Annotated in this window: 19 protein-coding genes; 8 read left to right on the forward strand and 11 right to left on the reverse strand. The window is 66.7% G+C overall.

The features are described 5' to 3' along the window. The first annotated feature begins 20 nt into the window (after positions 1 to 20). Complete coding sequence (locus OK351_RS02990; protein WP_265155874.1) at positions 21 to 875, forward strand: phosphotransferase; 855 nt, start codon at positions 21 to 23, stop codon at positions 873 to 875. On the opposite strand, the gene OK351_RS02995 is transcribed toward OK351_RS02990, so the two are convergent. The 7 genes from OK351_RS02995 to OK351_RS03025 are packed head-to-tail and all read right to left on the reverse strand — an operon-like array spanning position 781 to position 9,426. Further along, positions 781 to 2,082 carry a patatin-like phospholipase family protein gene (locus OK351_RS02995; RefSeq protein ID WP_265155875.1) on the reverse strand — a complete coding sequence of 434 codons (1,302 nt, stop codon included), beginning with the start codon at positions 2,080 to 2,082 and terminating at the stop codon, positions 781 to 783. The two genes, OK351_RS02990 and OK351_RS02995, sit on opposite strands and share 95 nt — an antisense overlap. Continuing rightward, the gene (locus OK351_RS03000; protein ID WP_265155876.1) at positions 2,079 to 2,516 is read right to left on the reverse strand and encodes a hypothetical protein; all 438 of its coding nucleotides are present in this window, start codon (positions 2,514 to 2,516) and stop codon (positions 2,079 to 2,081) included. Before OK351_RS03000 ends, OK351_RS02995 begins: the two co-directional genes overlap by 4 nt. Next, positions 2,513 to 3,010: a DUF1772 domain-containing protein gene (locus OK351_RS03005; RefSeq protein WP_265155877.1), complete on the reverse strand. Its 498-nt coding sequence runs from the start codon at positions 3,008 to 3,010 to the stop codon at positions 2,513 to 2,515. The genes OK351_RS03000 and OK351_RS03005 overlap by 4 nt, the downstream gene beginning before the upstream one ends. Further along, the gene (locus OK351_RS03010) at positions 3,007 to 3,936 is read right to left on the reverse strand and encodes an acetoacetate decarboxylase family protein (RefSeq protein WP_265155878.1); all 930 of its coding nucleotides are present in this window, start codon (positions 3,934 to 3,936) and stop codon (positions 3,007 to 3,009) included. Before OK351_RS03010 ends, OK351_RS03005 begins: the two co-directional genes overlap by 4 nt. After that, positions 3,933 to 4,952: an alpha/beta hydrolase gene (locus OK351_RS03015; protein ID WP_265155879.1), complete on the reverse strand. Its 1,020-nt coding sequence runs from the start codon at positions 4,950 to 4,952 to the stop codon at positions 3,933 to 3,935. The genes OK351_RS03010 and OK351_RS03015 overlap by 4 nt, the downstream gene beginning before the upstream one ends. Then, entirely contained in the window at positions 4,949 to 6,886 is a 1,938-nt protein-coding gene (locus OK351_RS03020) for a hypothetical protein (RefSeq protein WP_265155880.1), read from the reverse strand. Before OK351_RS03020 ends, OK351_RS03015 begins: the two co-directional genes overlap by 4 nt. After that, positions 6,883 to 9,426 carry an FAD-dependent oxidoreductase gene (locus OK351_RS03025; protein ID WP_265155881.1) on the reverse strand — a complete coding sequence of 848 codons (2,544 nt, stop codon included), beginning with the start codon at positions 9,424 to 9,426 and terminating at the stop codon, positions 6,883 to 6,885. Before OK351_RS03025 ends, OK351_RS03020 begins: the two co-directional genes overlap by 4 nt. 167 nt (positions 9,427 to 9,593) lie before the next feature. Between OK351_RS03025 and OK351_RS03030 the strand changes: the two genes are divergently transcribed. The 6 genes from OK351_RS03030 to OK351_RS03055 all read left to right on the forward strand — a co-directional run bounded on the left by OK351_RS03030 (position 9,594) and on the right by OK351_RS03055 (position 14,174). After that, entirely contained in the window at positions 9,594 to 10,082 is a 489-nt protein-coding gene (locus OK351_RS03030; protein ID WP_265155882.1) for a hypothetical protein, read from the forward strand. Positions 10,083 to 10,311: 229 nt separating this feature from the next. Next, entirely contained in the window at positions 10,312 to 12,279 is a 1,968-nt protein-coding gene (gene dxs, locus OK351_RS03035; RefSeq protein WP_265155883.1) for a 1-deoxy-D-xylulose-5-phosphate synthase, read from the forward strand. After that, positions 12,276 to 12,866, forward strand: coding sequence for a YgaC family protein (locus OK351_RS03040; RefSeq protein ID WP_265155884.1), 591 nt, complete (start codon positions 12,276 to 12,278; stop codon positions 12,864 to 12,866). Before dxs ends, OK351_RS03040 begins: the two co-directional genes overlap by 4 nt. A gap of 27 nt (positions 12,867 to 12,893) precedes the next feature. Further along, positions 12,894 to 13,463, forward strand: a complete 570-nt coding sequence (locus OK351_RS03045) for a hypothetical protein (protein ID WP_265155885.1) — start codon at positions 12,894 to 12,896, stop codon at positions 13,461 to 13,463. 39 nt (positions 13,464 to 13,502) lie between these two features. After that, positions 13,503 to 13,829: a hypothetical protein gene (locus OK351_RS03050; RefSeq protein WP_265155886.1), complete on the forward strand. Its 327-nt coding sequence runs from the start codon at positions 13,503 to 13,505 to the stop codon at positions 13,827 to 13,829. Between the two features lie 30 nt (positions 13,830 to 13,859). Beyond that, complete coding sequence (locus tag OK351_RS03055; protein ID WP_265155887.1) at positions 13,860 to 14,174, forward strand: hypothetical protein; 315 nt, start codon at positions 13,860 to 13,862, stop codon at positions 14,172 to 14,174. Positions 14,175 to 14,478: 304 nt separating this feature from the next. Here OK351_RS03055 and argG read toward each other — a convergent pair whose 3' ends face one another. Next, positions 14,479 to 15,906 carry an argininosuccinate synthase gene (gene argG, locus OK351_RS03060; RefSeq protein ID WP_265155888.1) on the reverse strand — a complete coding sequence of 476 codons (1,428 nt, stop codon included), beginning with the start codon at positions 15,904 to 15,906 and terminating at the stop codon, positions 14,479 to 14,481. Between the two features lie 138 nt (positions 15,907 to 16,044). On the opposite strand from argG, the gene OK351_RS03065 reads away from it, so the two are divergent. Further along, positions 16,045 to 17,019, forward strand: a complete 975-nt coding sequence (locus OK351_RS03065; RefSeq protein ID WP_265155889.1) for an aldo/keto reductase — start codon at positions 16,045 to 16,047, stop codon at positions 17,017 to 17,019. 22 nt (positions 17,020 to 17,041) lie between these two features. Here the strand turns inward: OK351_RS03065 and OK351_RS03070 are convergent, their stop codons facing one another. The 3 genes from OK351_RS03070 to OK351_RS03080 all read right to left on the reverse strand — a co-directional run bounded on the left by OK351_RS03070 (position 17,042) and on the right by OK351_RS03080 (position 20,298). Further along, positions 17,042 to 17,524, reverse strand: coding sequence for a Rieske (2Fe-2S) protein (locus OK351_RS03070; protein ID WP_265155890.1), 483 nt, complete (start codon positions 17,522 to 17,524; stop codon positions 17,042 to 17,044). A gap of 72 nt (positions 17,525 to 17,596) precedes the next feature. Beyond that, positions 17,597 to 18,079, reverse strand: a complete 483-nt coding sequence (locus OK351_RS03075; RefSeq protein ID WP_265155891.1) for a Rieske (2Fe-2S) protein — start codon at positions 18,077 to 18,079, stop codon at positions 17,597 to 17,599. Positions 18,080 to 18,183: 104 nt separating this feature from the next. Further along, positions 18,184 to 20,298, reverse strand: a complete 2,115-nt coding sequence (locus tag OK351_RS03080) for a 3-hydroxyacyl-CoA dehydrogenase NAD-binding domain-containing protein (RefSeq protein ID WP_265155892.1) — start codon at positions 20,296 to 20,298, stop codon at positions 18,184 to 18,186. Between the last annotated feature and the right edge of the window lie 7 nt (positions 20,299 to 20,305).

Raw genomic sequence — 20,305 nt, forward strand, 5'->3', positions numbered from 1 at the left:
CTGGACCCGCGCCACTGGACGTGGTCGAACGCTGGCTGCCGGGCTGCTCCCTGGCCGCCGACCTCTCCTGGCATGAGACCGATACCCTGGTCCGGCAACTGCGCACCCCGGGAGCCGACTACATCCTGAAAGGCGCCGGAGCCGCGCTGCGTTTCTCCGATTCCCGGGCCAGGCTGATGATCCTCGACTACCTGCCCGGGCGCCTGAGCGAGCACACCACGCGGGAACTGGACCCGGAATTCCACCGGCAGGCCGGGCGCGCCCTGCGAATCCTGCACCAGGGAACACCTCGGCTCGACGCAGGGAACGAGTCGATGCTGCTGGCAGTGAGCTTCCAACGACTGGGACAGGAACACCGGATCGACCCGGGGAACGAACGCCGGGCCTACGACGTCCTCAGGGCCTACCAGCCGCAACCGGGCCTGCTGGTACCAACCACCCATGGCGACCGGCAGTCACGCAACTGGTTGAGCGATCGCGGAAACCTGAAGGTCATCGACTTCGGCCGTTTCGACTGCCGCGCACCATCCACCGACCTGGTCCGGCTGGCCAACCAACAACGGCTTGGGAGCCTTGAACTTGAGGCTGCCTTCCTGCAGGGTCAGGCGGAGACCCGCGGCAGAAACGCTGCTGGCCGGTCGAATGCCTGCACGAAGCCATCGGCACGGTCATCTACGCCCACCGCCTTGGCGCCGTGGACTTTGAAGCCAGCCCCAGCGTATGCTCAGCCATGCGCTGGGACTCGCGGAGGGCTGAAGGCCACCCGTTGGATCCCGGATTTCAGCCGCTCTTGGAGCGCAGCATCCTCAGGGTGTCCCGGACGGCGAAGATCCGCTGCCGGACCCCATGCGCGCCGAACGGTTCCAGCGAGATGACCATGCGGATCCGTCCACGCAGCCCCATGCGCAACGTCGCGCGTCGGGTGCCGAGCTCCGCCGCGGCCCGCGGGAGCTGGTCGAAGATCGACCCCTGGGCGGGGATCTCGCGGCGGATGACCAGCGGAACCCAGCGGCCATCGACCCTGGCCCGCGCCCGGTATTCCCAGCTGGTGCAGGTGCGCACCACGCATCCGGCGGCCAAGGGCACCGGAGGCTTCCCTCGCCGCCCGGTGAGGAACCCGGTGACGGTTCCGGGCTCTGCCTCATCCAGCGGCAGCCACACGGTCAGCCGCACCCCGAACCAGCGCCCGGACAGCTGCTCGTTCCAGCTGACGCCAACCGGTCCATCGGTCATGGCTGTGCAGGTGTAGTCCGCCGGTACACCGTCCGGGGTGCACGCCTCAAGGTAGGCGACCGCGTCCCGGTAGCCCATGGAGATCAGCGTGGAGGAGCTGATCCGCCCAAGATAGAACACCGGGTCCAAGGGCAGCGGGTGCTCCGGCTTGACCACGTGCAGGATGAAGTCCTTCCCGGCGGCGCGGGCTTGTTCGAAATCGGCCAGCAGGCCGCCGGTGGCGCTCATCTCGATCATGTGCACGTACTGTTCCAGGGGCCCATCGCCCCAGTAGGCGGAATTGCCCACGCACCAGATCAACCAGATTTCCTCGGCCCCGTGCTCCAGGGCGGCGGTGATGTTCGCATCGCGGATCCAGGCGGCATCGGTCCAGGTGGCCCCGTCCCGGTGCAAGGGCACCATGAAGCCCGGCAGCGCCATGCCCGCGGCCAGCAGTTCGGCATCGACGGCGGTGTGCGGCAACGCGATACTGCGCTTTTCGGTGAAATTGGCGACGTTGAAGGTGCCCGGGGTGGCGTTGTTCCTGATGGCGCCGATATCCACACCCATGGCCGGGAAGAGCTTGCCGGTCAGCCCGGCCAGGCTGCTGAGCCCCGGCAGGTTCCAAGGGCCGCGCAGGTACTGGCGGGGGGCAAGCGCTGCGGAGAAGTCCCGCACGTTGACCCGGGTCCAACGCCGTATCATCTCATCGGCATCCTGCCCGCTGAGGTACATTGCGGTGGTCAGGATGCCCCCGGAGGTTCCGTCCACATGGTCGAAGTCCAGGCCCACCTCTTCCAGCGCCTTGAGCACCCCGGCCTGCCAGGCTACACGCATGCCGCCCCCGGCGAGCACCAGCGAGCGTTTCATGCCCCGGGAGCCTTCCCGGTGGGCCTTTCCAGCAACCGGCTGGCCAGGTGCGCGGCCAGAATCCCGGCGGAAACGAGGTCGAAGGCGGCCACCAGCAGCGCCCGGCGGGCGAAGACCCCGCGGTGCACGCCCAGGCCCACCGCGGCTACCGCCCCCAGCTTCTGGAGCATCGCCCAGAACAACACGATGCGCGGCCCCCGGCGGGCGGAGGCGGCGTGGGCCAGCGCACCGCCGACCACCACCATGAACATGCCCACGGTGGCGAACAGATGGCGGGTTCCCGGCGAATCCTGCGCCCCGACAAGACGCAACATCGTGCCGGGGACCGCGGCCTGGGTGGCCCCGGTGACTACGGTCGCCGCCCCGATCCCGGCAGAGAATGTCCGTAGCCGGTGTGGCGGTGTCCCGGCAGCCTGTTTCACGCGGTTTGTCATGGCAGTATCTCCCATAGGTCGTGGGCCGCGACGAGGAATCCCATGGCGGCCAGCCAGTAGATGACGGTGGTCACCACCCGCACCCGGTTCAGCGAGATCCAGGTGTCCACCTTCCGTGCGAGCTCATCGGGATCGGTGACGGTTCCGGAAATCAGTTCGTCGTTGACCGGCTGCATCTTCCAGATGAACCACACGGCCAGGTAGCCGTAGCTCAGAACGCACAGGGCGGCGAAACCGGTCGCCGCGGGGTCGGGCCAGCCGAACCAGAGCAGTGCCAGGGCACACAGGAAGTACACGGTGAACATGCGCTTGAGGAAGCGCGTGGCCCCGATGATCGGCTGGCTGAAGAAGACCGGCAGGGTGTGTGGATCCAGCGAGCGGAACGCGGTGCCCAACACGAAACGCAGCACCAGCATCAGGCCCATGTAGAACGATGCCCCGAAGGCGTTGACCACGGCCACGGCCAGTGCCACCCAGGCTACGGCGGTGGTCATGGCCGTACGCTGCGTTCACGTCGGGGCGGGTCGGGCCATTCCTCGCCCAACCCCAGGTCCACCACCGACTCCAGGCCGTCACCGCCGCGGGGTGCCGCGTCCGGCCCGTACTGGAACCACGCCTCGAAATGGTCGTCGAGCACCCCGTGGGAATCCGGGATGTACAAGGTGAACAGCGGCTGTTCCTCGAAGTCCAGCCGCGCCAGCGCCGCGACCTGGGGTAGGTCCCCGAACTCCAGCCGTGCCCTGGCCCGACGCCCGATGGATACGTCGGCGGTGCCCTGGAAGTAGATCGAGGACTTGTACAGCATGCCACGGAAACTGCAGTAGTTCACCGCCGCGACCTTCAACGGCAATGCCGTGGCCGCCGGCCGGTCGATGTCCACCAGAGCGCCCTTGACCCCGTTGATCTCGTAGGCGCTGGAGATCCTCTCCCGGTCGACCAGGAAGTCCAGGCTGGCCTGGTGCTTGGGCATGCCCCAGATGCCCTTGCCGCCCTTGACCGAGATTTCGGTGCTGACCGGAAGGTCGATGACGTACTGGCCCATGTTCAGCCTCTTCTGCAGCAACATCGGCAGCAGCGCCGGCGCCGGACGGGGGCCGCGGGTCACCGCCAGGGCCAGCGAGAACTCGATATAGGCGCCGATGTCGGTGGCCAGGTAGTTGATCACGGTGACCACCAGCACCGATTTGCCCCCGGGTAGCCGCAGCGGGTGCAGCTCCGGGCTGGGCAGCAGCTGGGCGGCGGCCCTGGCATCGACCGGGAATGCGGTCATCAACACCGGGGACGGCTCGGAGTTCACCGGTAGCACGTAGTTGATGCCGTCGACGGTGGCATGTTGCCCGGTCAACCGGCGCTGCCGGGGAGGCAGGGCCGGGGGAAGCAGGTTCAGCGCGGCGCGCAGCGGGGGTAACAGCAGGCTCATGATGCCAGCTCCTTGAGGATGAGCGGGTAGGTGTCTTTCCAGGCGTTCTTCCCGAAGATCACATCCAGGTGCCCGTAGCCGGGCAGCAGGTGCAATGCGTCGTATCCCGGACGGTGGTGGTCCAGGAACCGGTGGCTGAGCTGCTGGCTGGCCGGCAGGAAACACCGGTTCTCGGTTCCGGAGAGCAGCACGAAGCGGGCCTCGGTGGCCGGAGGGTGATCCACCAGGTTTCGCGGCAGCTGCTCCAGGGTGCCGGTGGGCACCAGGTATCCGGTTCTCGCGCAGCGGGCCATCTGCCGGAAGAAGCTGAGCGGGGCGCCGCCGAATTCACCGGCCAGCCAGTCGTGGGTGGCCGTATCCAGCTGGGCATGGGACCACAATGCCGGGCGGCCTGCCCCGTAGGTGAAACTCACCAGGCGGCACACCGTGTTGTCGCATTCGCGGTGTGTCAGGCGTACCGCGGCGCGTACGGTGCGTGAGAAGTAGCCGTCGGACTTGTAGCCCCAACGCGGGGACAGGGCTGCGGTGTATCCGCCAAGCAGCGGGAGCAGCCGGGTGATCTTCAGCTGCGAGGCCGGCGGCAGGCGCACATGCAACGACACCGAATTGCTCACGATGGTGCGCACCTGCGGCAGCAGACCGGCCACGGCCGCCATCGTGAAGGACGTGGATCCCTGGCAGTGGACGAAGGCCACCAGGTCGCTGGCCCCGGTGGCGGCCAGCACGGTTCGCACCGCCGCCGGGTGGTCGAAGACCGCTGCCTCATCCAGGGTCCAGGGCACCGGCTCCAGGTCGATCGAGGCCCGCCAGTTCAGCATCCACACATCCCAGCCGGCCTCCAGCAACGCGTCCACCAGGGTGCGCGGCAGCGGGGGACGGAACAGTTCGGCCCGCACCCCGGCCCCGTGCACCAGCAGCACCGGGCCACGTGGTGCCGGACCCGGGCCGGTGACGTGCACCAGGTTCAGCGGCAGACCGTCATCGGCGGGAAAGGGGATGATCTCGGTGTCCATCATGCCCCCTCCGGTGCCGCGAAGCCCTCGGGGCTGATCACGACGGGCGCTTCGAGCAGGTGCATGACCGGCAGCGAAGTGGCCGGAACCGGGCGCACCGAGCCGGGGCTTCCCACCAGCGTGCCAGGCAGTTCCTCCAGCTCCCAGCGGTGGACGACCTGCTCGGTGAGCAGCGGATAGAGGGTCAGGGTGCCATCCGGGTCCAAGCGAATCCGGATGAAGCCCTTGCCGCCCTCGTAGGCCAGCCCGGTCATCTTCAGCTTGCCGACCTCGCCGGGGGTGGCGAGCACCAGCTGCGCGGCGAAGACCAGCGAGCCGGCCAGGTAGCCCAGGGTCCAAATGGTGACGGCCAGCACCAGCGCCTCCACACGATCGGGCAACGGGTGGGTGACGGGTTGGGCCAGCACCAGCAGGAACAGTGCGGCGGAAACGAGCAGCTGCCCGGCAAGCAACAGCATCGGCTGGGGGTCCCTGGGTGGCGCGGTCGGGGGACCGCGACGTGGCAGGGGTAGCAGCCCGAAGCGCGGCAGCACCCCCAGCAACAGCATCGGCAGCAGGTAGAAGTACCCCAGCAGCCACAGGGCATCACCGGCGCGTCCGGAACCGATCAGCTCGATCAGCGAATCCCCGGTGAGCACCGAAAGCACCGTGGTGAGCAGGATGAACAGCGCCAGGTGCACGCTGCCCAGGGCGAACCCGAACCACGGGTTGCGGCGCAGCAACCCGTACCTGCCGGGCAGGGCCAGCAGCTGCAGGTAGCGTTTCCGGGCCTGCGGGGCGTCGGGGAAACGGGCTCCGGCCAGGCGGTAGCCGATGCGGCCCGCCTCCGGGTGGGGGAGCCGGGATTCGGGCGACGGGAGGATGAGCTGCCCGGCCAGCTGGTCGGTAGCCATCAGATAGGCCCCGCCCAACCCGCAGGTGACCAGCTGCTCGGCCCTCGGGTCATCGGGACGCGCGCCCGGATGCTGTTCGACGTACCGGCAGTAGTGGTGCTTGTCCCCGCTGAGCCGCAACCGGATCCGCGCCCCGGTCGGCTCGGTACCCGTCCCGTCGGCGGTGTGGCGCCTGAGCAGGTAGTGGTTCTCGAAGTAGTGCAGCGAGTTGTTCGCCTCGGGATCCGGTGCCGGAGCCCCGGCAGTGGCCGCCCAGGTGGGGGTGGCGGTGCACACGATCAGCGCGTCACCGGGGCGCAACTGGGAGCTGACCTCGCGCTCGAAGTACTCCAGTTGCGGCCGGTCGATGTAGCTGCCCAGTTCGCTGTCCAACCCGATCAGCCACCAGCTGTTGGCGCGCATCGGGCCGAAGCGGGCCAGCCGCGCGGCAAAGTAGCCGCGGGACTGCCAGGTCTGCCAATGTCCGATGTTGGCGTTCTGGCCGAAGACACGCAGGAAGGAACCCAACCCGTCGTACCAGTCGTGGTTGCCCGGCAACGCCAGGAGCCGGGCCCCGGTCGGCGGGTCGCTCCCGCACGCGGCCCGGTAGGGGCCGATCAGCCGGTCCTCGTAGGCCCGGCTGGAGGCGCTGGGATACACCTGGTCCCCGCCCATGACCAGCAGGCTGCCCCGTGGCAACGGTTGCGGCAGGACGGTGGCCGGCTGTCCCGGGCCCCGCACGGCCAGCCGGGGTTGGGCCAGCAGCGAGGCAATGGTGTAGGTTGCATCGAAACCGTCACCCAAATCCGCCACGTAGTCGATCCAGCGGGACTGCGGTTCCTCTCCGGCCAGGTCCAGCAGCCCTTGCGGCAGGGCGGCCTGGGTCTCGCGGTTATCCAGGTAGCCGGCGATGGTATGGGCTGCCAGGGCCTGCAGTCCGGTACGGATCAGCTGCGGCGGGGACAGCCACCGCACCGCCGGTTGGGGTTTAAAACCCAGCCGCCGCTCATGGTGCGCGAGTTGTTCAAGCAGCAGACCGGGTTCGGCACCCGCGGCCCGGCTCATGGCTCCACCTTCGCGAGGCCAGGCCGCAGGTAGCTGCGGTAGAGCGAGCCGAGGAACAGCCTGCCGAAGTCGGCCAATGATGCGGCCGATCGGGGGCCGGTGGTTCTGAATGTGGTCAGCTGGTGGGCGAAGTCCAACGGCCGGATCCGCAGTACCCCGGCACCCAGCACGCGGGCATCGTCCGCGGGCAACAACCCGGTGCCGGGACCGGCCATCTGCTGCAGCGGGGTGATGAAACCGTCAAGGACCTGCACATACAAGGTGGTGGTGTCCGCCCAGGGATCCAGTCCGGGGTCGTTGTGGATGTCCTTGTAGCCCACCAGGGTCAGCTCCCGACCTCCGGGACTGGTCAGCTGCAGGCGGTAGAGCATCAACCGGCGCCGGGCGCTGACCGGGACAAACAGGTTGAACCAGCCACGTTCGACCTCGACGCGCCCACCGAGCTGGTCGGCATCCACGAAGCCGCTGGCCGTACCCGGATGCGCGGGATCGGACAGGAACCGCTCCAGCGGACCGGTATCGATAACCAGCTCGAACATCATCCGCTGATCACGCAACCGTGCCACCTGCACGGCCCGTACCGGATCACCTACCCCGAGGGTGAAATACCCCTTCATCTGCTCGGTGAAGGCCACGGTCCGTGGCGAGTCCGAGACTGCCGGGCGCGCCCCGGTAGGTTCGCGGTGCCCGGGGAACCCACGGCGCTCGGACAGGCTCGAGGCGGTGGCCTCGGTGGCCTCGGTTGCCGGCGACGGCCCCGGATCCAATTTGGGGTCGAGGTCAACGTCGGGGTCGGGGCCGGGATGCGGGCTAGGGTGTACCCGGGACGCATCGGAGTCCCAGCACTCAAGCATCCGATCACAGGCCCGGTCCGAGAGCGCCGCGATGGTCAATGCCGGATTGGCCCCCACCGGTCCTGGCATCGCCGCCCCGTCCACCACATACAATCCGGGTAGCCCGAACACCTGGTTGAACGGATCGCACACCCCCTGGTCTGATGTGGCACCGATCGGGGCGCCTCCCAGCGGATGCACGGTGATCACGCGCTTGGCCCACCACAGCGGGTTGTCCTGGAAATCGGCACCGAGCTGCCCGGCCAACCCCGTCATCGCCTCACGCACCCGGTTGAAGTAGTCCTCGGAACTGGCCACGGTCCAGTCGACGGCCAGCCGTCCCCGGCGCAGGAACATCCTCCCATCGGGCACATCGCGCCCCATGCCCAGCAGCGGCAGGGAGGTATCCGAGAACACCCCCGGCCCCAACGCCGCGGCCAGGTCCGCGGAAATATTGCTGCGGTGCCCCATGAACAGCCTGTTGCCGATCAGCCGTGCCGAGAGCCGGGCGACACGCGGCAGCGCGGAGCGAACCTGGCTCGCCTCCATCAGCCAGTTGACGAACCCGGGATAGCCGGCATCCTGCAGGTAGAACCCGCGCCCGGCACCCGGTGTCCCGTCCGCCGTATCGGCGCCACGGATAGTCGTGGTGATCACCGGGCCGTGCCCGGCGTCCAGTGACCGCGGGACGCGCTCGCCGTGCCGGTTCTCGGTGGCGTTCAACGCCAGTCCGAGCAGGTCCCCGTTGCCGCAGAACCCGGTGCCGAGCCTCGGGCTGATTCCCGGCAGGCTGGCCCGGTTGCGCAGCAGCAGCCAACTGGTCGCGAAGCTCCCGGCCGCCAGGACCAGCTTCCGGCAGCGGATCAGGTGTTCGGGTAGCGCAGCGGTGGGCTGTGGCTGCTGCGGGTCGTGCACCACATACCGCACCAGCCACCGCCCATCGGACTCGGGTTTGAAACCCCGGACCTCGTGCAGCGTGCGCAATTCGGCACGGCCGGTGGCCGTCGCGGCGGAGAGGTAGGTATGGTCCAGGGTGTTCTTCGCCCCCGTGTTGCACCCCAGGTCGCATTCGCCGCACAGGGTGCAGGTCTGCCGGATGGCGCCGTGCAGGTTCGGGTAGGGCCCCGGTGCCAGTTCGCGGCCGGCCGCCGGGACGCTGTGCGCATCGGCGGCGAAGCTCACCGCCAGCGGGGGACGGAACGGCCGGTGGCCGGCGCTTCGGGCCGCGGCCTCGAAGGCCCGCGTCTTGGCGGTGTCCTGGTAGGGGTAGGGGCTGGTGCCGATCATCCGTTCCACCCGGGCGTAGTGCGGCTCCAGGTCGGCCCGGCTGAAGGCCCAGTTCTCGTAGCCGCCGCCGGGCAACGGGGAATCGTGCACGAACCAGTGCTCGTCCTTGCGCAACAGCACATTGGCGTAGATCAGCGAGCCACCGCCGAGCCCCGCGGAGACCAGGCCTTCCAAGCCGCGCATGGTCCAGGCATCGAACAACCCGTACAGCCCTTCGCTGGGGTCCCAGAAAGCCCGGGAGAGCTGCGCCGGGGTGCGGGCAAAGGAACCCGGCGGGTAGGGGCGGCCGCGCTCCAGCAACACCACCTGCTTGCCGGCATCGGCCAACCGGTAGGCGGCCACCGAACCGCCGAACCCGGAACCGACCACCAGCACATCGGTGTCCTCGGTCGATGCTTCCCCTGCCCGGGATCCTGCCATGTACCCCACCCCCGGATGGTCCTGGCTACCAGCGGGCACACCTGTCGCGGCGCCCGAGGTAGGCACAGTTTACCCACCGGAGCCCGGTGGGGGAAGGAAAAATGCCCGGTGCAGGGGTCTGCGCCCGGGCAAAGCCAAATGTCGGTGTCCGCGGGTAGTCTCGGGTCATGCGAAATCTCCTACACATCACCCGTGACCTGCAGCTGGGGCAGGGCCGCGCCTGGTATGAAACCGACGAACTCAATCTCCTGCTGGCCGCCCATGAACCGGTCCGCGAGCTGTACTGGTGGGCCGGGAACGAGCCGCCGTGGACGCACCTTGAATCGATCGAACAGCTTGCCGATGTGCTGGCCCTTGCCTCCGGGCCGGGGCAGATGTACCAGATCGAGGACGACGCCCCGGTGACCTGCTACGCCCAGGGTCAGCGCCTGAACGACGGGAACCTCAGCCTGGAGCTGGCGATCATCGCCGAGGGGCGGTCCTACAACATGCGTCTGGGCCGCGGAGTCCGGGCCGACAGGCTCTCCAGCGCCCCGGACCAGGATGTCATCGGCGACCAGTCGCTGACCACGGCCGAGGTCTACGAGCTGCTGGCCGGTTGGGCCTCGGGGCACGGACTACCCCCGGGATACGGCGGAAGCATCCACGTCTACTAGCAGCGCCGGGCACGGAACTCCGAGGCGCAAGACCAGCACCGTGGGCCGTGCGGTTCCGCCGCTGTCCGGCTGGATAGGGGAAGTCCCGCGGCGTAGCCAAACTCATGGCCCGTCAATTCGCCGTGCCGCGTACCGGTGGCGGATAATGAAGTGGTCCGGCAAAGCTACACTTAAGGTTTCGCGGGGACTTTGCCGGTCCACCGAGGACGAGTATGTGAAGGGGATGTAAGTGTCTTTATTGAAGGCCATCAAGAAGCCTGCCGATTTGCGGGCGCTGACCCTGGAACAACTTGAGGAACTTGCCGCCGAGATCCGCGGCTTCCTGATCGACAACGTGGCACGGACCGGCGGCCACCTCGGACCCAACCTGGGCGTGGTGGAACTGACCCTGGGCATCCACCGGGTGTTCGACTCGCCGACCGATTCCATCGTTTTCGACACCGGCCACCAGTCCTATGTGCACAAGCTGCTCACCGGGCGCCAGGACTTTTCCACGCTGCGCCAGCAGGGCGGCCTGTCCGGCTACCCGGACCGTGCCGAATCCGAACACGACATCGTCGAATCCTCCCACGCCTCCTCCTCGCTGTCCTGGATCGACGGGATCTCCCGCGCCTATGCGCTGAACGGGCAAGACGAACGCTATGCGGTGGCCCTGGTCGGCGACGGCGCCCTGACCGGCGGGATGGCCTGGGAAGCAGTCAACAACATCGCCGCGGACAAGGACCGCAAGGCCGTGATCGTCGTTAATGACAACGGCCGCTCCTACGCACCGACCATCGGCGGGCTGGCCAACCAGCTCTCCGGATTGCGCCAGCAACTGGACAAGGTGCGCACCCATCCGGCCTACGAAACCGCCATGGACAAGCTCAAGGGCAAGCTCAAGGACTCGGGGCCGATGGGCAAGTTCACCTACAAGTCCCTGCATGCCACCAAGAAGGGCATCAAGGACTGGTGGGCGCCGCAGGGGCTGTTCGAGGACCTGGGGCTGAAGTACATCGGCCCGATCGACGGGCACAACCAGGCGGCCGTTGAGGAGGCCCTGCTCCAGGCCCGGCAGTTCGCCGGCCCGGTGCTGGTGCACGCGCTGACCGAAAAGGGCCACGGTTACGCCCCGGCGGTCAGCGACGAGGCCGACCAGTTCCACGCGGTGGGGGTGATCGACCCGCAGACCGGTGTGCCGGTGGCCACCAGCGGGGCGCAGTCCTGGACCAACGTGTTCGGCGAGGAAATCGCCCGTATCGCCGCCGAACGCCCGGATATCGTGGCGATTACCGGGGCGATGCTGCAGCCGGTGGGATTGAAGAAAATGGCCGACGCCTTCCCCTCGCGTGTCATCGACGTGGGCATCGCCGAACAGCATGCCATGACCACCGCCGCCGGTCTGGCCTTCGGCGGTCTGCACCCGGTGGTTTGCGTCTACGCCACCTTCCTGAACCGCGCCTTCGACCAGCTGCTGATGGATGTGGCCCTGCACAAGGCCGGAGTGACCATCGTGCTGGATCGTGCCGGAGTCACCGGGCCGGACGGGCCGAGCCACCACGGTATGTGGGATATGGCGTTGACCCAGATCATCCCGAACCTGCATCTGGCCGCACCGCGTGACGCCACCCGGCTGCGCGAGGAACTGCGTGAGGCCCTGGCGATCGAGGATGCTCCCAGCGTGGTGCGCTTCTCCAAGGGCACGGTCGGCCCGGAAATCGAGGCAGTTGACCGGTTGCCCGGCGGGATCGACGTCCTGGCCCGGATGGGGGACCGGTCCGCCCCGGATGTGCTGATCGTCTCGATCGGGGCGATGAGCGAACTGTCACTGGATGTCGCCGAACGGCTGGACAGCCAGGGGGTCTCGGTCACCGTCATCGACCCGCGCTGGGTCCTGCCCATCCCGCAGGCCGTGGTGTCCCTGGCCGCGCGGCACCGCATCGTGGTCTGTATCGAGGATGGGGTGCGCGCCGGCGGCATCGGCTCGCGGCTGCGCACCGAAATGCGTGCCGCCGGGGTGGATACGGCACTGAACGAGGTGGGCCTTCCCACCGAGTTCCTGGCCCATGGAACCCGCGCCGAGGTGCTTGAACGCGTCGGACTCACCGCCCAGCAGGTCGCCCAGGACACCCTGGCCCAGGTGCTGGGGACCAAGGTCCCCTTCGCCCGCCCATTGCCGGGCCAGGACCTGCCCACCGGACAGATCCCCAAGCTGTGAGCGCCAACGCCTGCCCCGACGGGTTGCCACGGCACCCGTCCACCTCTGTCCCCGGCGAGCTGGTCGTCGCCCGGGCCTGGAAGTACAACGGCGCCCCGCACTGGGTGGTTCCCGGGTACCTGCTCGGTTCCGACGAGCACGGCTACTGGATCCACCAGCCCGAGGGCTCGCTGGTCTCCCGGCCCGGACGGGCCCACCTGGCCGACTGCGCCGCCCTGTGCCTGGTTCCCCGTGAAGGATCCTGGTTGGGGACCTTCTACGCAAGCGACGCCGTGGACATGGACCTGTATCTGGACGTGTCCACCAGGATCGGCTGGCAGCCGCTTCCCACCGGCGGCTGGGAGGTCAACTCCATCGACATGGACCTGGACGTCATCCGCTCGGGGTCCCGCGGGCTGTACCTGGACGACGAGGACGAGTTCATCGACCATGCGCGCCAGATGCGCTACCCCCAGGAGCTCCAATCTTCGATGCGTACGGCCGCCGATGAGCTCCTGGCCCGTGTGCACACCAACGAGCCGCCCTTCAACCAGGACTTTCGACGGCAGTGGCTCGACAGGGCCAGCAAGCTGTCGACCCAACGCTGAATTCCACGACCCGCAAAGGACCCAAACATGGCGATCATCCGTACCTACCGCGAGAACGAGAAGAACGAATTGCAGTTCCGCGAGGCCTGGTACCAGCAGTTCGAGAACGAGGACCTGGGCCAGTTCGTGATCAACCACGGCACCGTGGGACACCAGTCGAAGACCAGCACGGTGCAGGATGTCGATATGGACCGGGCCGACGAATTGTTCGCCGGCTTCCTGGAACAATGCGCCGAGGACGGGTACGCCGAGATCCCCGCCGAGCAGCAGTCATGGATCATCGTCCAGTACGCATTGAAGAGCGCGACAGGCACCGAACGGGACCGCTACCTGGAGCACAAGGCCAGCGACGCGCTCACCTCCCACCTGGCCTGGCGCGGGCTGGGTACCGTCGAATCCAGCGACTTCGCCCGCTTCAAGCTGAACCTGCGCATCCTGTCCCCGGCACCCAAGCTGGCCGTGGCCGCCGTCAAGGTCTGCATCCGCGAAGCGAAACTGGACTTCACCAAGATGACCATTGCCACCGCCGCCTACGACGGACTGGACCGCGCCAAGGTGGTCCACCCGCTGCCACCCAAGCCGTTCTCGCTGGACTAATCCCGGCCGGTTTCGGCCCATCCCGAGCTAAGAGGAGACATGTTGCAGAGCAATTCGCACGATCGCGGCACCGGGCGCAAGACATCGCGTCTGGGGGAAAGCCGCACACCGATGCACTTGGTGTTCCAGGCCAGCATCGGTGTCATCCTCGGTTTGGGGCTGGCTTCGGTCATCGACCTGCCCGCCGCGCAACTGGCGCTGACCGGTGTGGTCATCAGCATCGTGGCCTGGGTTATCGAACACGGGGTGGACTTCTCGAGCAGGAATCTGCGCACGGCCGGGCGGATCGGTTTGCTGCTCAAACTCGTGGCGTTGATCGGCTTCACCATCTCGGTCAGTTCGCTGGTGGGCCTGGTCTCCGCCTAGGGCCGGGCGCAGGATCGACCAATGAACCGGATGACAGGTAGAACCGCAGCGGATCACTGGCGCCAGTGGTGGCCGGGCCACCGGAAAGCGCTGCTGACCACCGGCCAGCTCGTTCTCGGCATCGTGCTGGGCATCGCATTGGCCAGACTCATGGACCTGCCCGAGGAGCAGAAGGCGCTGGTCGGTACGCTCACGACCCTGGTCACCTGGCTGGCCGACGAGGCGTTCAAGCTGCCGTCCCGGGAAGGCCGCGGCGGAAAGCTGATCCATGGATCATTGCGCATGATCTCGTTGATCGGATTCATGCTGGCCCTGCAATCGCTGGCCGTGCTCAACGGCTGGTGACCGGGCTTATGGGCAGACGTACGGGAGCCTAAGGGCGGAGGCGGACCGGTCTGGCCCGTGGCGGGTGAAGACACGCGCCCGCCTGGCCCCTGAAACGGGAGCCCTGGGGTCTGGGCGTGGGCTTTTCGCGTCCGCCTCCGGTCACGGCAACGGCCTGGCTACACACCTGCTCCGGCGCAGTGGCGGTTCCATCCGTTCCGTCTCCGGCAATACCGTGTCACGGGACAGCAGTGCGGCACCAAAAAGTGGGGCCGGGATCATCAGGTAGACGATCCCGGCCCCACTGGCCTGATTCGGTCCGAAACTAGTCGGTACCGGCATCGAAAGCGGCGCTTTCGATGATGCGGTCCTGCGCCAATTCATTCCCGGCGACAGGGGTGACATCGGCGATGGCCTCGGCACCACCGGTCTCCAGGGCACCGACCAGGTCCGCGGTGTGCCCGCCAACCAGGCCCAGGTTCGCGTACTGTTCCAGACGGCCACGGGAATCGGCGATGTCCAGGTTGCGCATGGTCAGCTGTCCGATACGATCCAGCGGGCCGAAGGCCGCGTCGCCGACGCGTTCCATCGACAGCTTGTCCGGGTGGTAGCTCAGGTTCTCACCGGCGGTGTCCAGGATCGTGTAGTCGTCACCGCGGCGCAGGCGCAGGGTCACGGTTCCGGTGATGGCCGAACCGATCCAGCGCTGGATCGACTCGCGCAGCATCAGCGACTGCGGGTCCAGCCAGCGGCCCTCGTACATCAGGCGGCCCAGGCGGCGGCCTTCATTGTGGTAGCTGGCGACGGTGTCCTCGTTGTGGATGGCGTTGACCAGGCGCTCGTAGGCGATGAACAGCAGCGCCATGCCGGGTGCCTCGTAGATACCGCGGGACTTCGCCTCGATGATTCGGTTTTCGATTTGGTCGCTCATACCCAGGCCGTGACGGCCGCCGATGAGGTTCGCTTCGTTGACCAAGGCCACCGGACTGTCGAATTCCTGCCCGTTGATCGCTACCGGTCGGCCGGCCTCGAAGGTGACGCTGACGTCTTCGCTCTTGATCTGGACGGCATCGTCCCAGAACTTCACGCCCATGATCGGTTCAACGGATTCCAGCGAGGTGTCCAGCAGTTCCAGGGTCTTGGCCTCGTGGGTCGCACCCCAGATATTGGCATCGGTGGAGTAGGCCTTCTCAGCCGAATCGCGGTACGGGAAGCCGTGGGCCACCATCCACTCGCTCATTTCCTGGCGCCCGCCCAGTTCGGTGACAAAATTCGGGTCAAGCCAGGGCTTGTAGATGTGCAGGCGAGGATTGGCCATCAGTCCGTAGCGGTAGAAGCGCTCGATGTCGTTGCCCTTGTAGGTCGACCCGTCGCCCCAGATGTCCACTCCGTCCTCGCGCATGGCGCGGACCAGCAACGTGCCGGTGACGACACGGCCCAGTGGGGTGGTATTGAAATAGGACTTGCCACCCGAACGGATATGGAAGGCACCGCAGGCCAGTGCGGCGAAACCTTCCTCGACGAGCGCCGGCTTGCAGTCCACCAGGCGTGAGGCTTCGGCGCCGTACTCCAGGGCGCGATCCGGGACTGCATCGATATTCGGCTCGTCGTACTGACCGAGGTCACCGGTGTAGGTGTAGGGAATGGCGCCATTGTGACGCATCCAGGCGACTGCGACCGAGGTGTCGAGGCCGCCGGAAAAGGCGATACCGACGCGTTCGCCAACAGGGAGATTGGTGAGGACTTTAGACATGCCCCCAGTCTAATGGATAAATATGCAATGAAGTGAATTTTGACGTTAATAAGTTCGAAGTCACTGATCAGGGGTTAGGTTGGAAGTGAGTGTCGGCACCTACCGCGCGGCACGGACTATGGAAGAAGAGGGGTAGAGATGGAATTCCGCCAGCTGGGCCGTAGTGGCCTGAGCGTATCGGTCGTTGGTTTGGGGTGCAACAACCTGGGCCGTGCCGGCACGGCCACCGAAAGCCAGGCTGGCACCAACGAGGTGATCAACGCGGCACTGGACGCCGGCATCACGTTGTTCGATGTCGCCGACACCTACGGAAAGCGGCCCGGTTTGTCGGAGGAGAGGATCGGCCGCGCCCTGGGTCGGCGGCGCGATGAGGTGGTGCTGGCCACCAAATTCGGAATGGACATGGGAGGGGTCAATGGCGCGGATTTCGGTGCGCGTGGTTCCCGACGCTATATCGTCCGGGCCGTGGAAGCCTCGCTGCGGCGACTGCAAACCGAGCACATCGACCTCTACCAATTCCATACGCCGGACCCGAACACCCCCATCGAGGAAACCCTGAGTGCGCTCAACGACCTGGTGGCCTCGGGCAAGGTCCGATATATCGGACATTCGAACCGGACCGGGTGGCAGATCGCCCAAGCCGAATACGTGGCCCGGCAGATGGGCACCGAGCGATTCATTTCGGCACAGAACCACTACAACCTGATCGACCGCAGGGCCGAACTGGAGGTATTACCCGCGGCCAGGGAGTTCGGTTTAGGGGTCCTTCCCTACTTCCCGCTGGCCAATGGGTTGTTGACGGGCAAGTACTCCAAGGGCCATGCCCCGCAAGGCAGCCGGCTGACCCATGCCCGACAGCATTTGGTCCAGACCAGCGACTTCGACCAATTGGAGAAGTTCGCCTCCTTCGCTGCCGAACGCGACCTGAGCCCGATCCAACTGGCGTTTTCCTGGTTGGCGGCACAGACACCGGTTGCCTCGGTCATCGCAGGCGCGACCCGTCCCGAGCAGATCAGGGCCAACGCCGAAGCGGTGCGGTGGGTGCCCACGGAAGCCGAACGGGCCGAACTGGACGGAATTTTCGCCGCGCCACCTGCCGTGGCCCTGTTCTGACGTGCCAAGGCCCTGCGCGGTTCTATTCGCCGAGGAAAACGAGGACCTGCCCGTCCCTGATGACTGCCGCATACCGGGTCAGGCCCGTTCGCGCAGGGCCGGCCAAAACCGAACCGTCGGCCAGCGCAAAACGCGATCCATGGCAGGGGCAGCGGAACTCCTCGCCGGGGGAGTCTCCGCTCACCGCGCACCCCTGGTGCGGGCATTCATTGGAGTAGGCCACCACGTCCTGTTCGGTGCTGCGGTACACCAGCACTGTGGGTTCACGGCCACTGTCCGGATCGGTGAGTTTGACCGACCGCCGGGAACCGACGGGTAGTTCGGCGGCGGGCAGGACAGGCAGCCCAGCGCCGGACGGTTCGGGTGCGCTTGCGGCGGGTGAAGGGATGCCCGTTGCAGGCGCGGGGGAGGAGGTGCCCTCGCAACCAGTGATCAGGGCGGTGCCGCCCAATAGCGCGGATGAGCCCAGAACCAGTCGTCGGGTGGGCGGCGTCGAATTATTCATACGATAATCTTGGCAGGCCAAGCTGTGAACCGTGGTGGATTTCCGGCGGTCGGGGTCCCCGCCCGCGTCCGTCTAGGCGTCCTCGACCGGAATGTAAACTACGATATCCGGCCCCTCGATGGCGCACCCGTAGCGGACCAATGCTCCCATGGCAGGTCCCGCGGTGGCGGTTCCCCCATCGGGCTCGAAATGCGATCCGTGGCAGGCGCAGTAGAAGTCGTCCTTGGAGGGGGACTTGACACCAACCGCGCATCCCTGGTGGGTACAGATGTTGGAGTAGGCCAGCACGGTCTGCTCGTCCTTGCGGAAGAGCAGCACCCCGATATCGTGGCCGGTCGCGGGGTCCTTCGCGGCCACCTGGGCACGGGACAGGACCGGCAATTGCTCGGCGGACAATACAGCCTGACCCTCGCCCATGGGTTGCGGAATCGGGGCGGGGGTGTTGACCGGGGCTTCGGATTCTCCGTTTCCGCAGGCAGCGAGTGTGGCGGTGGCTCCCAAAAGGGTGGCGGCGCACATGATGGTGCGGCGCGCTGGGTGAGGTACTTCAGTCATATGTTCCATCTTGGCAGAGGATTCGCCGGCAACCGAAATGCACCCGGTGCAGGCCGCGTCGATTCGGCTGCACCGGGTGCCTTGGCACATGGGTAGCGTGTGGGTCAGCTGTGGAACTTCTTCCCGTTCACGCGTTCGGACGCACCCACCTGGTCCAGGTAAGGGGTGATCCCGCCCAGATGCAGAGGCCAGCCGGCCCCGGTAATCATGCACAAATCCACGTCCTGCGGCTCGGCGACCACGCCTTCGTCCAGCAACAGGCCGATTTCCTGCGCCAACGCATCCTGGACCCGGATGAGCACCTGCTCGGCCGAGGACGGGTTGTTTCCGAATTCCATGACCGAGGTCGCCTTCGGATCGATGACTTGCTGTCCGTTCTGGTCCTCGATCCACAACGCCTTGATCTGGTGGTCGATCAGCGACTGCAGATTTTTCGAGACGGTGAATCGTTCACCGAAGGCGGCATTCAGCGACTCGTTGACATGTTGGGCCACCGGCAGACCGACCATGGCCAACAGCGTGAACGGAGTCATGGGCAGACCCATCGGTTTCAGCGCCGTATCGGCGGTAAGCGCATCGGTACCTTCGTCGAATGCGGCCTGGACTTCGCTCATCAGTCGCAGCAACACGCGGTTGACCACGAACGCAGCGGAATCGGCGGTGCGCACGCAGGTTTTGCGCAGAGTCTTGCCCATGCTGAAGGCCGTGGCCAGGGTCGAGTCGTCGGTCCATTCGGTGCCGGAGATCTCCAGCAGCGGCATGACGGCGACAGGGTTGAAGAAGTGGAAACCGACCAGCCGTTCGGGATGCTTCAGGTCCCGGCCCATTTCCGTCACCGATAGCGAGGAGGTGTTGGTGGCCAGGATGCAGTCCGGGCGGACCACGTCCTCGACTTCGGCAAAGACCTGCTTCTTCACCGACAGTTCCTCGAATACCGCCTCGATCACGAAGTCGGCATCGGCGAAGACGTCCTTGGTGATAGACCCCGAGACCAGGGCCTTGGCCCGGTTCACGGAGTCCTGGCTCATGCGTCCCTTGGCCAATTGCTTGTCCAGTTCCCCGTGGATGTATCCCAGACCCTTGTCGATCCGGGACTGGTCAAGGTCGGTGAGCACGACGGGTACCTGCAGGCGTCGGACAAACAGCAGCGCCAGCTGGCTGGCCATCAGTCCTGCGCCGACTACGCCCACCTTCGTGACCGGGCGGGCCAGCTTGGCATCCGGGGCACCGGCCGGTCGTTTGGACCGGCGCTGCACCAGATCAAGGAACCCGTAGATGGTGTTATGGAACTGGGCAGTGGCCATCATCTCGGTCAGCGCATCGATTTCCAGGCGCGCCGATTCGCGCTGGGAGCGCCCGATTCCGGCGCGGAAGACCTCGATGGCCTTGTAGGGGGCCGGTGCCGCACCGGAAACCTTGGTTTCGATGAACCTGTACGAAACCTCGGCCGCGGCTTGGAACCGTGCTGCTCCTTCCACGGTGGAGTCATCCACGGTATTGGGGCGCTGGACCACGTGATCCCCGGTCAGCACGGAGTCCGCAAACTGCAGCGACTGCTCCAGGAAATCAGCCGGTTCGAACAATGCGTCGGCAACGCCGAGCTTGTAGGCGGCCGGACCGGACAGCGTGCGGTTGTTGTTCCAGGGGTTTTCGATGATGACCTTCAGCCCGGCCTCCGGGCCGATCAGCCGCGGCAGACGGTAAATCCCGGCCCACCCGGGGATCAGCCCGAGGAAGGACTCGGGTAGCCCCAGGGCACCGGCCGCCGCCGAAACCGTGCGGTAGGTGCAGGCCAAAGCGATTTCCAAACCGCCGCCCAGGGCCAGGCCGTTGATGAAACTGAATGTGGGAACGCCCAGATCGGCCAGCAGGTCGTAGGTGGCATGCCCCAGAGCGGCCATCGCCCGCGCGTCCTCGGCCCGTTTCAGGTTGCTCACCGCCGACAAATCGGCCCCGGCAACCAGGAAGTAGGGTTTGCCGGTGAGGGCGACCGCATCGATCTCGCCGGCGGCGGCGCGCTGCTTCAAACCGGTGAGGACCTCGCGCAGTTCCAGCAGCGAGTTCGGCCCCAGGGTCGTCGGCTTCGTGTGATCCAGCCCGTTGTCGAGGGTGATCAGCACGATCGTCTTGCCGCTGGGCAGTGTCATCTCCTCGGCCAGCGAATGGGTGACGATCTCGTCTTTCATCAGTTCGGCGACAGCCGCAAAGTCATGTGTCATGTCCAAA

The sequence above is a fragment of the Glutamicibacter sp. MNS18 genome (genome assembly GCF_026107515.2).
In the GTDB taxonomy this organism is placed as follows: domain Bacteria; phylum Actinomycetota; class Actinomycetes; order Actinomycetales; family Micrococcaceae; genus Glutamicibacter.

Coding starts and splice junctions, on each gene's coding strand:
- OK351_RS03030 (WP_265155882.1), top strand. CDS start 9,594: ATGCGAAATCTCCTACACATCACCCGTGACCTGCAGCTGGGGCAGGGC.
- OK351_RS03050 (WP_265155886.1), top strand. CDS start 13,503: ATGTTGCAGAGCAATTCGCACGATCGCGGCACCGGGCGCAAGACATCG.
- OK351_RS02995 (WP_265155875.1), bottom strand. CDS start 2,082: ATGAAACGCTCGCTGGTGCTCGCCGGGGGCGGCATGCGTGTAGCCTGG.
- OK351_RS03015 (WP_265155879.1), bottom strand. CDS start 4,952: ATGATGGACACCGAGATCATCCCCTTTCCCGCCGATGACGGTCTGCCG.
- OK351_RS03000 (WP_265155876.1), bottom strand. CDS start 2,516: ATGACAAACCGCGTGAAACAGGCTGCCGGGACACCGCCACACCGGCTA.
- OK351_RS03020 (WP_265155880.1), bottom strand. CDS start 6,886: ATGAGCCGGGCCGCGGGTGCCGAACCCGGTCTGCTGCTTGAACAACTC.
- OK351_RS03065 (WP_265155889.1), top strand. CDS start 16,045: ATGGAATTCCGCCAGCTGGGCCGTAGTGGCCTGAGCGTATCGGTCGTT.
- OK351_RS03055 (WP_265155887.1), top strand. CDS start 13,860: ATGACAGGTAGAACCGCAGCGGATCACTGGCGCCAGTGGTGGCCGGGC.
- OK351_RS03005 (WP_265155877.1), bottom strand. CDS start 3,010: ATGACCACCGCCGTAGCCTGGGTGGCACTGGCCGTGGCCGTGGTCAAC.
- OK351_RS03075 (WP_265155891.1), bottom strand. CDS start 18,079: ATGACTGAAGTACCTCACCCAGCGCGCCGCACCATCATGTGCGCCGCC.
- argG (WP_265155888.1), bottom strand. CDS start 15,906: ATGTCTAAAGTCCTCACCAATCTCCCTGTTGGCGAACGCGTCGGTATC.
- OK351_RS03070 (WP_265155890.1), bottom strand. CDS start 17,524: ATGAATAATTCGACGCCGCCCACCCGACGACTGGTTCTGGGCTCATCC.
- OK351_RS03080 (WP_265155892.1), bottom strand. CDS start 20,298: ATGACACATGACTTTGCGGCTGTCGCCGAACTGATGAAAGACGAGATC.
- OK351_RS03010 (WP_265155878.1), bottom strand. CDS start 3,936: ATGAGCCTGCTGTTACCCCCGCTGCGCGCCGCGCTGAACCTGCTTCCC.
- OK351_RS03025 (WP_265155881.1), bottom strand. CDS start 9,426: ATGGCAGGATCCCGGGCAGGGGAAGCATCGACCGAGGACACCGATGTG.
- OK351_RS03045 (WP_265155885.1), top strand. CDS start 12,894: ATGGCGATCATCCGTACCTACCGCGAGAACGAGAAGAACGAATTGCAG.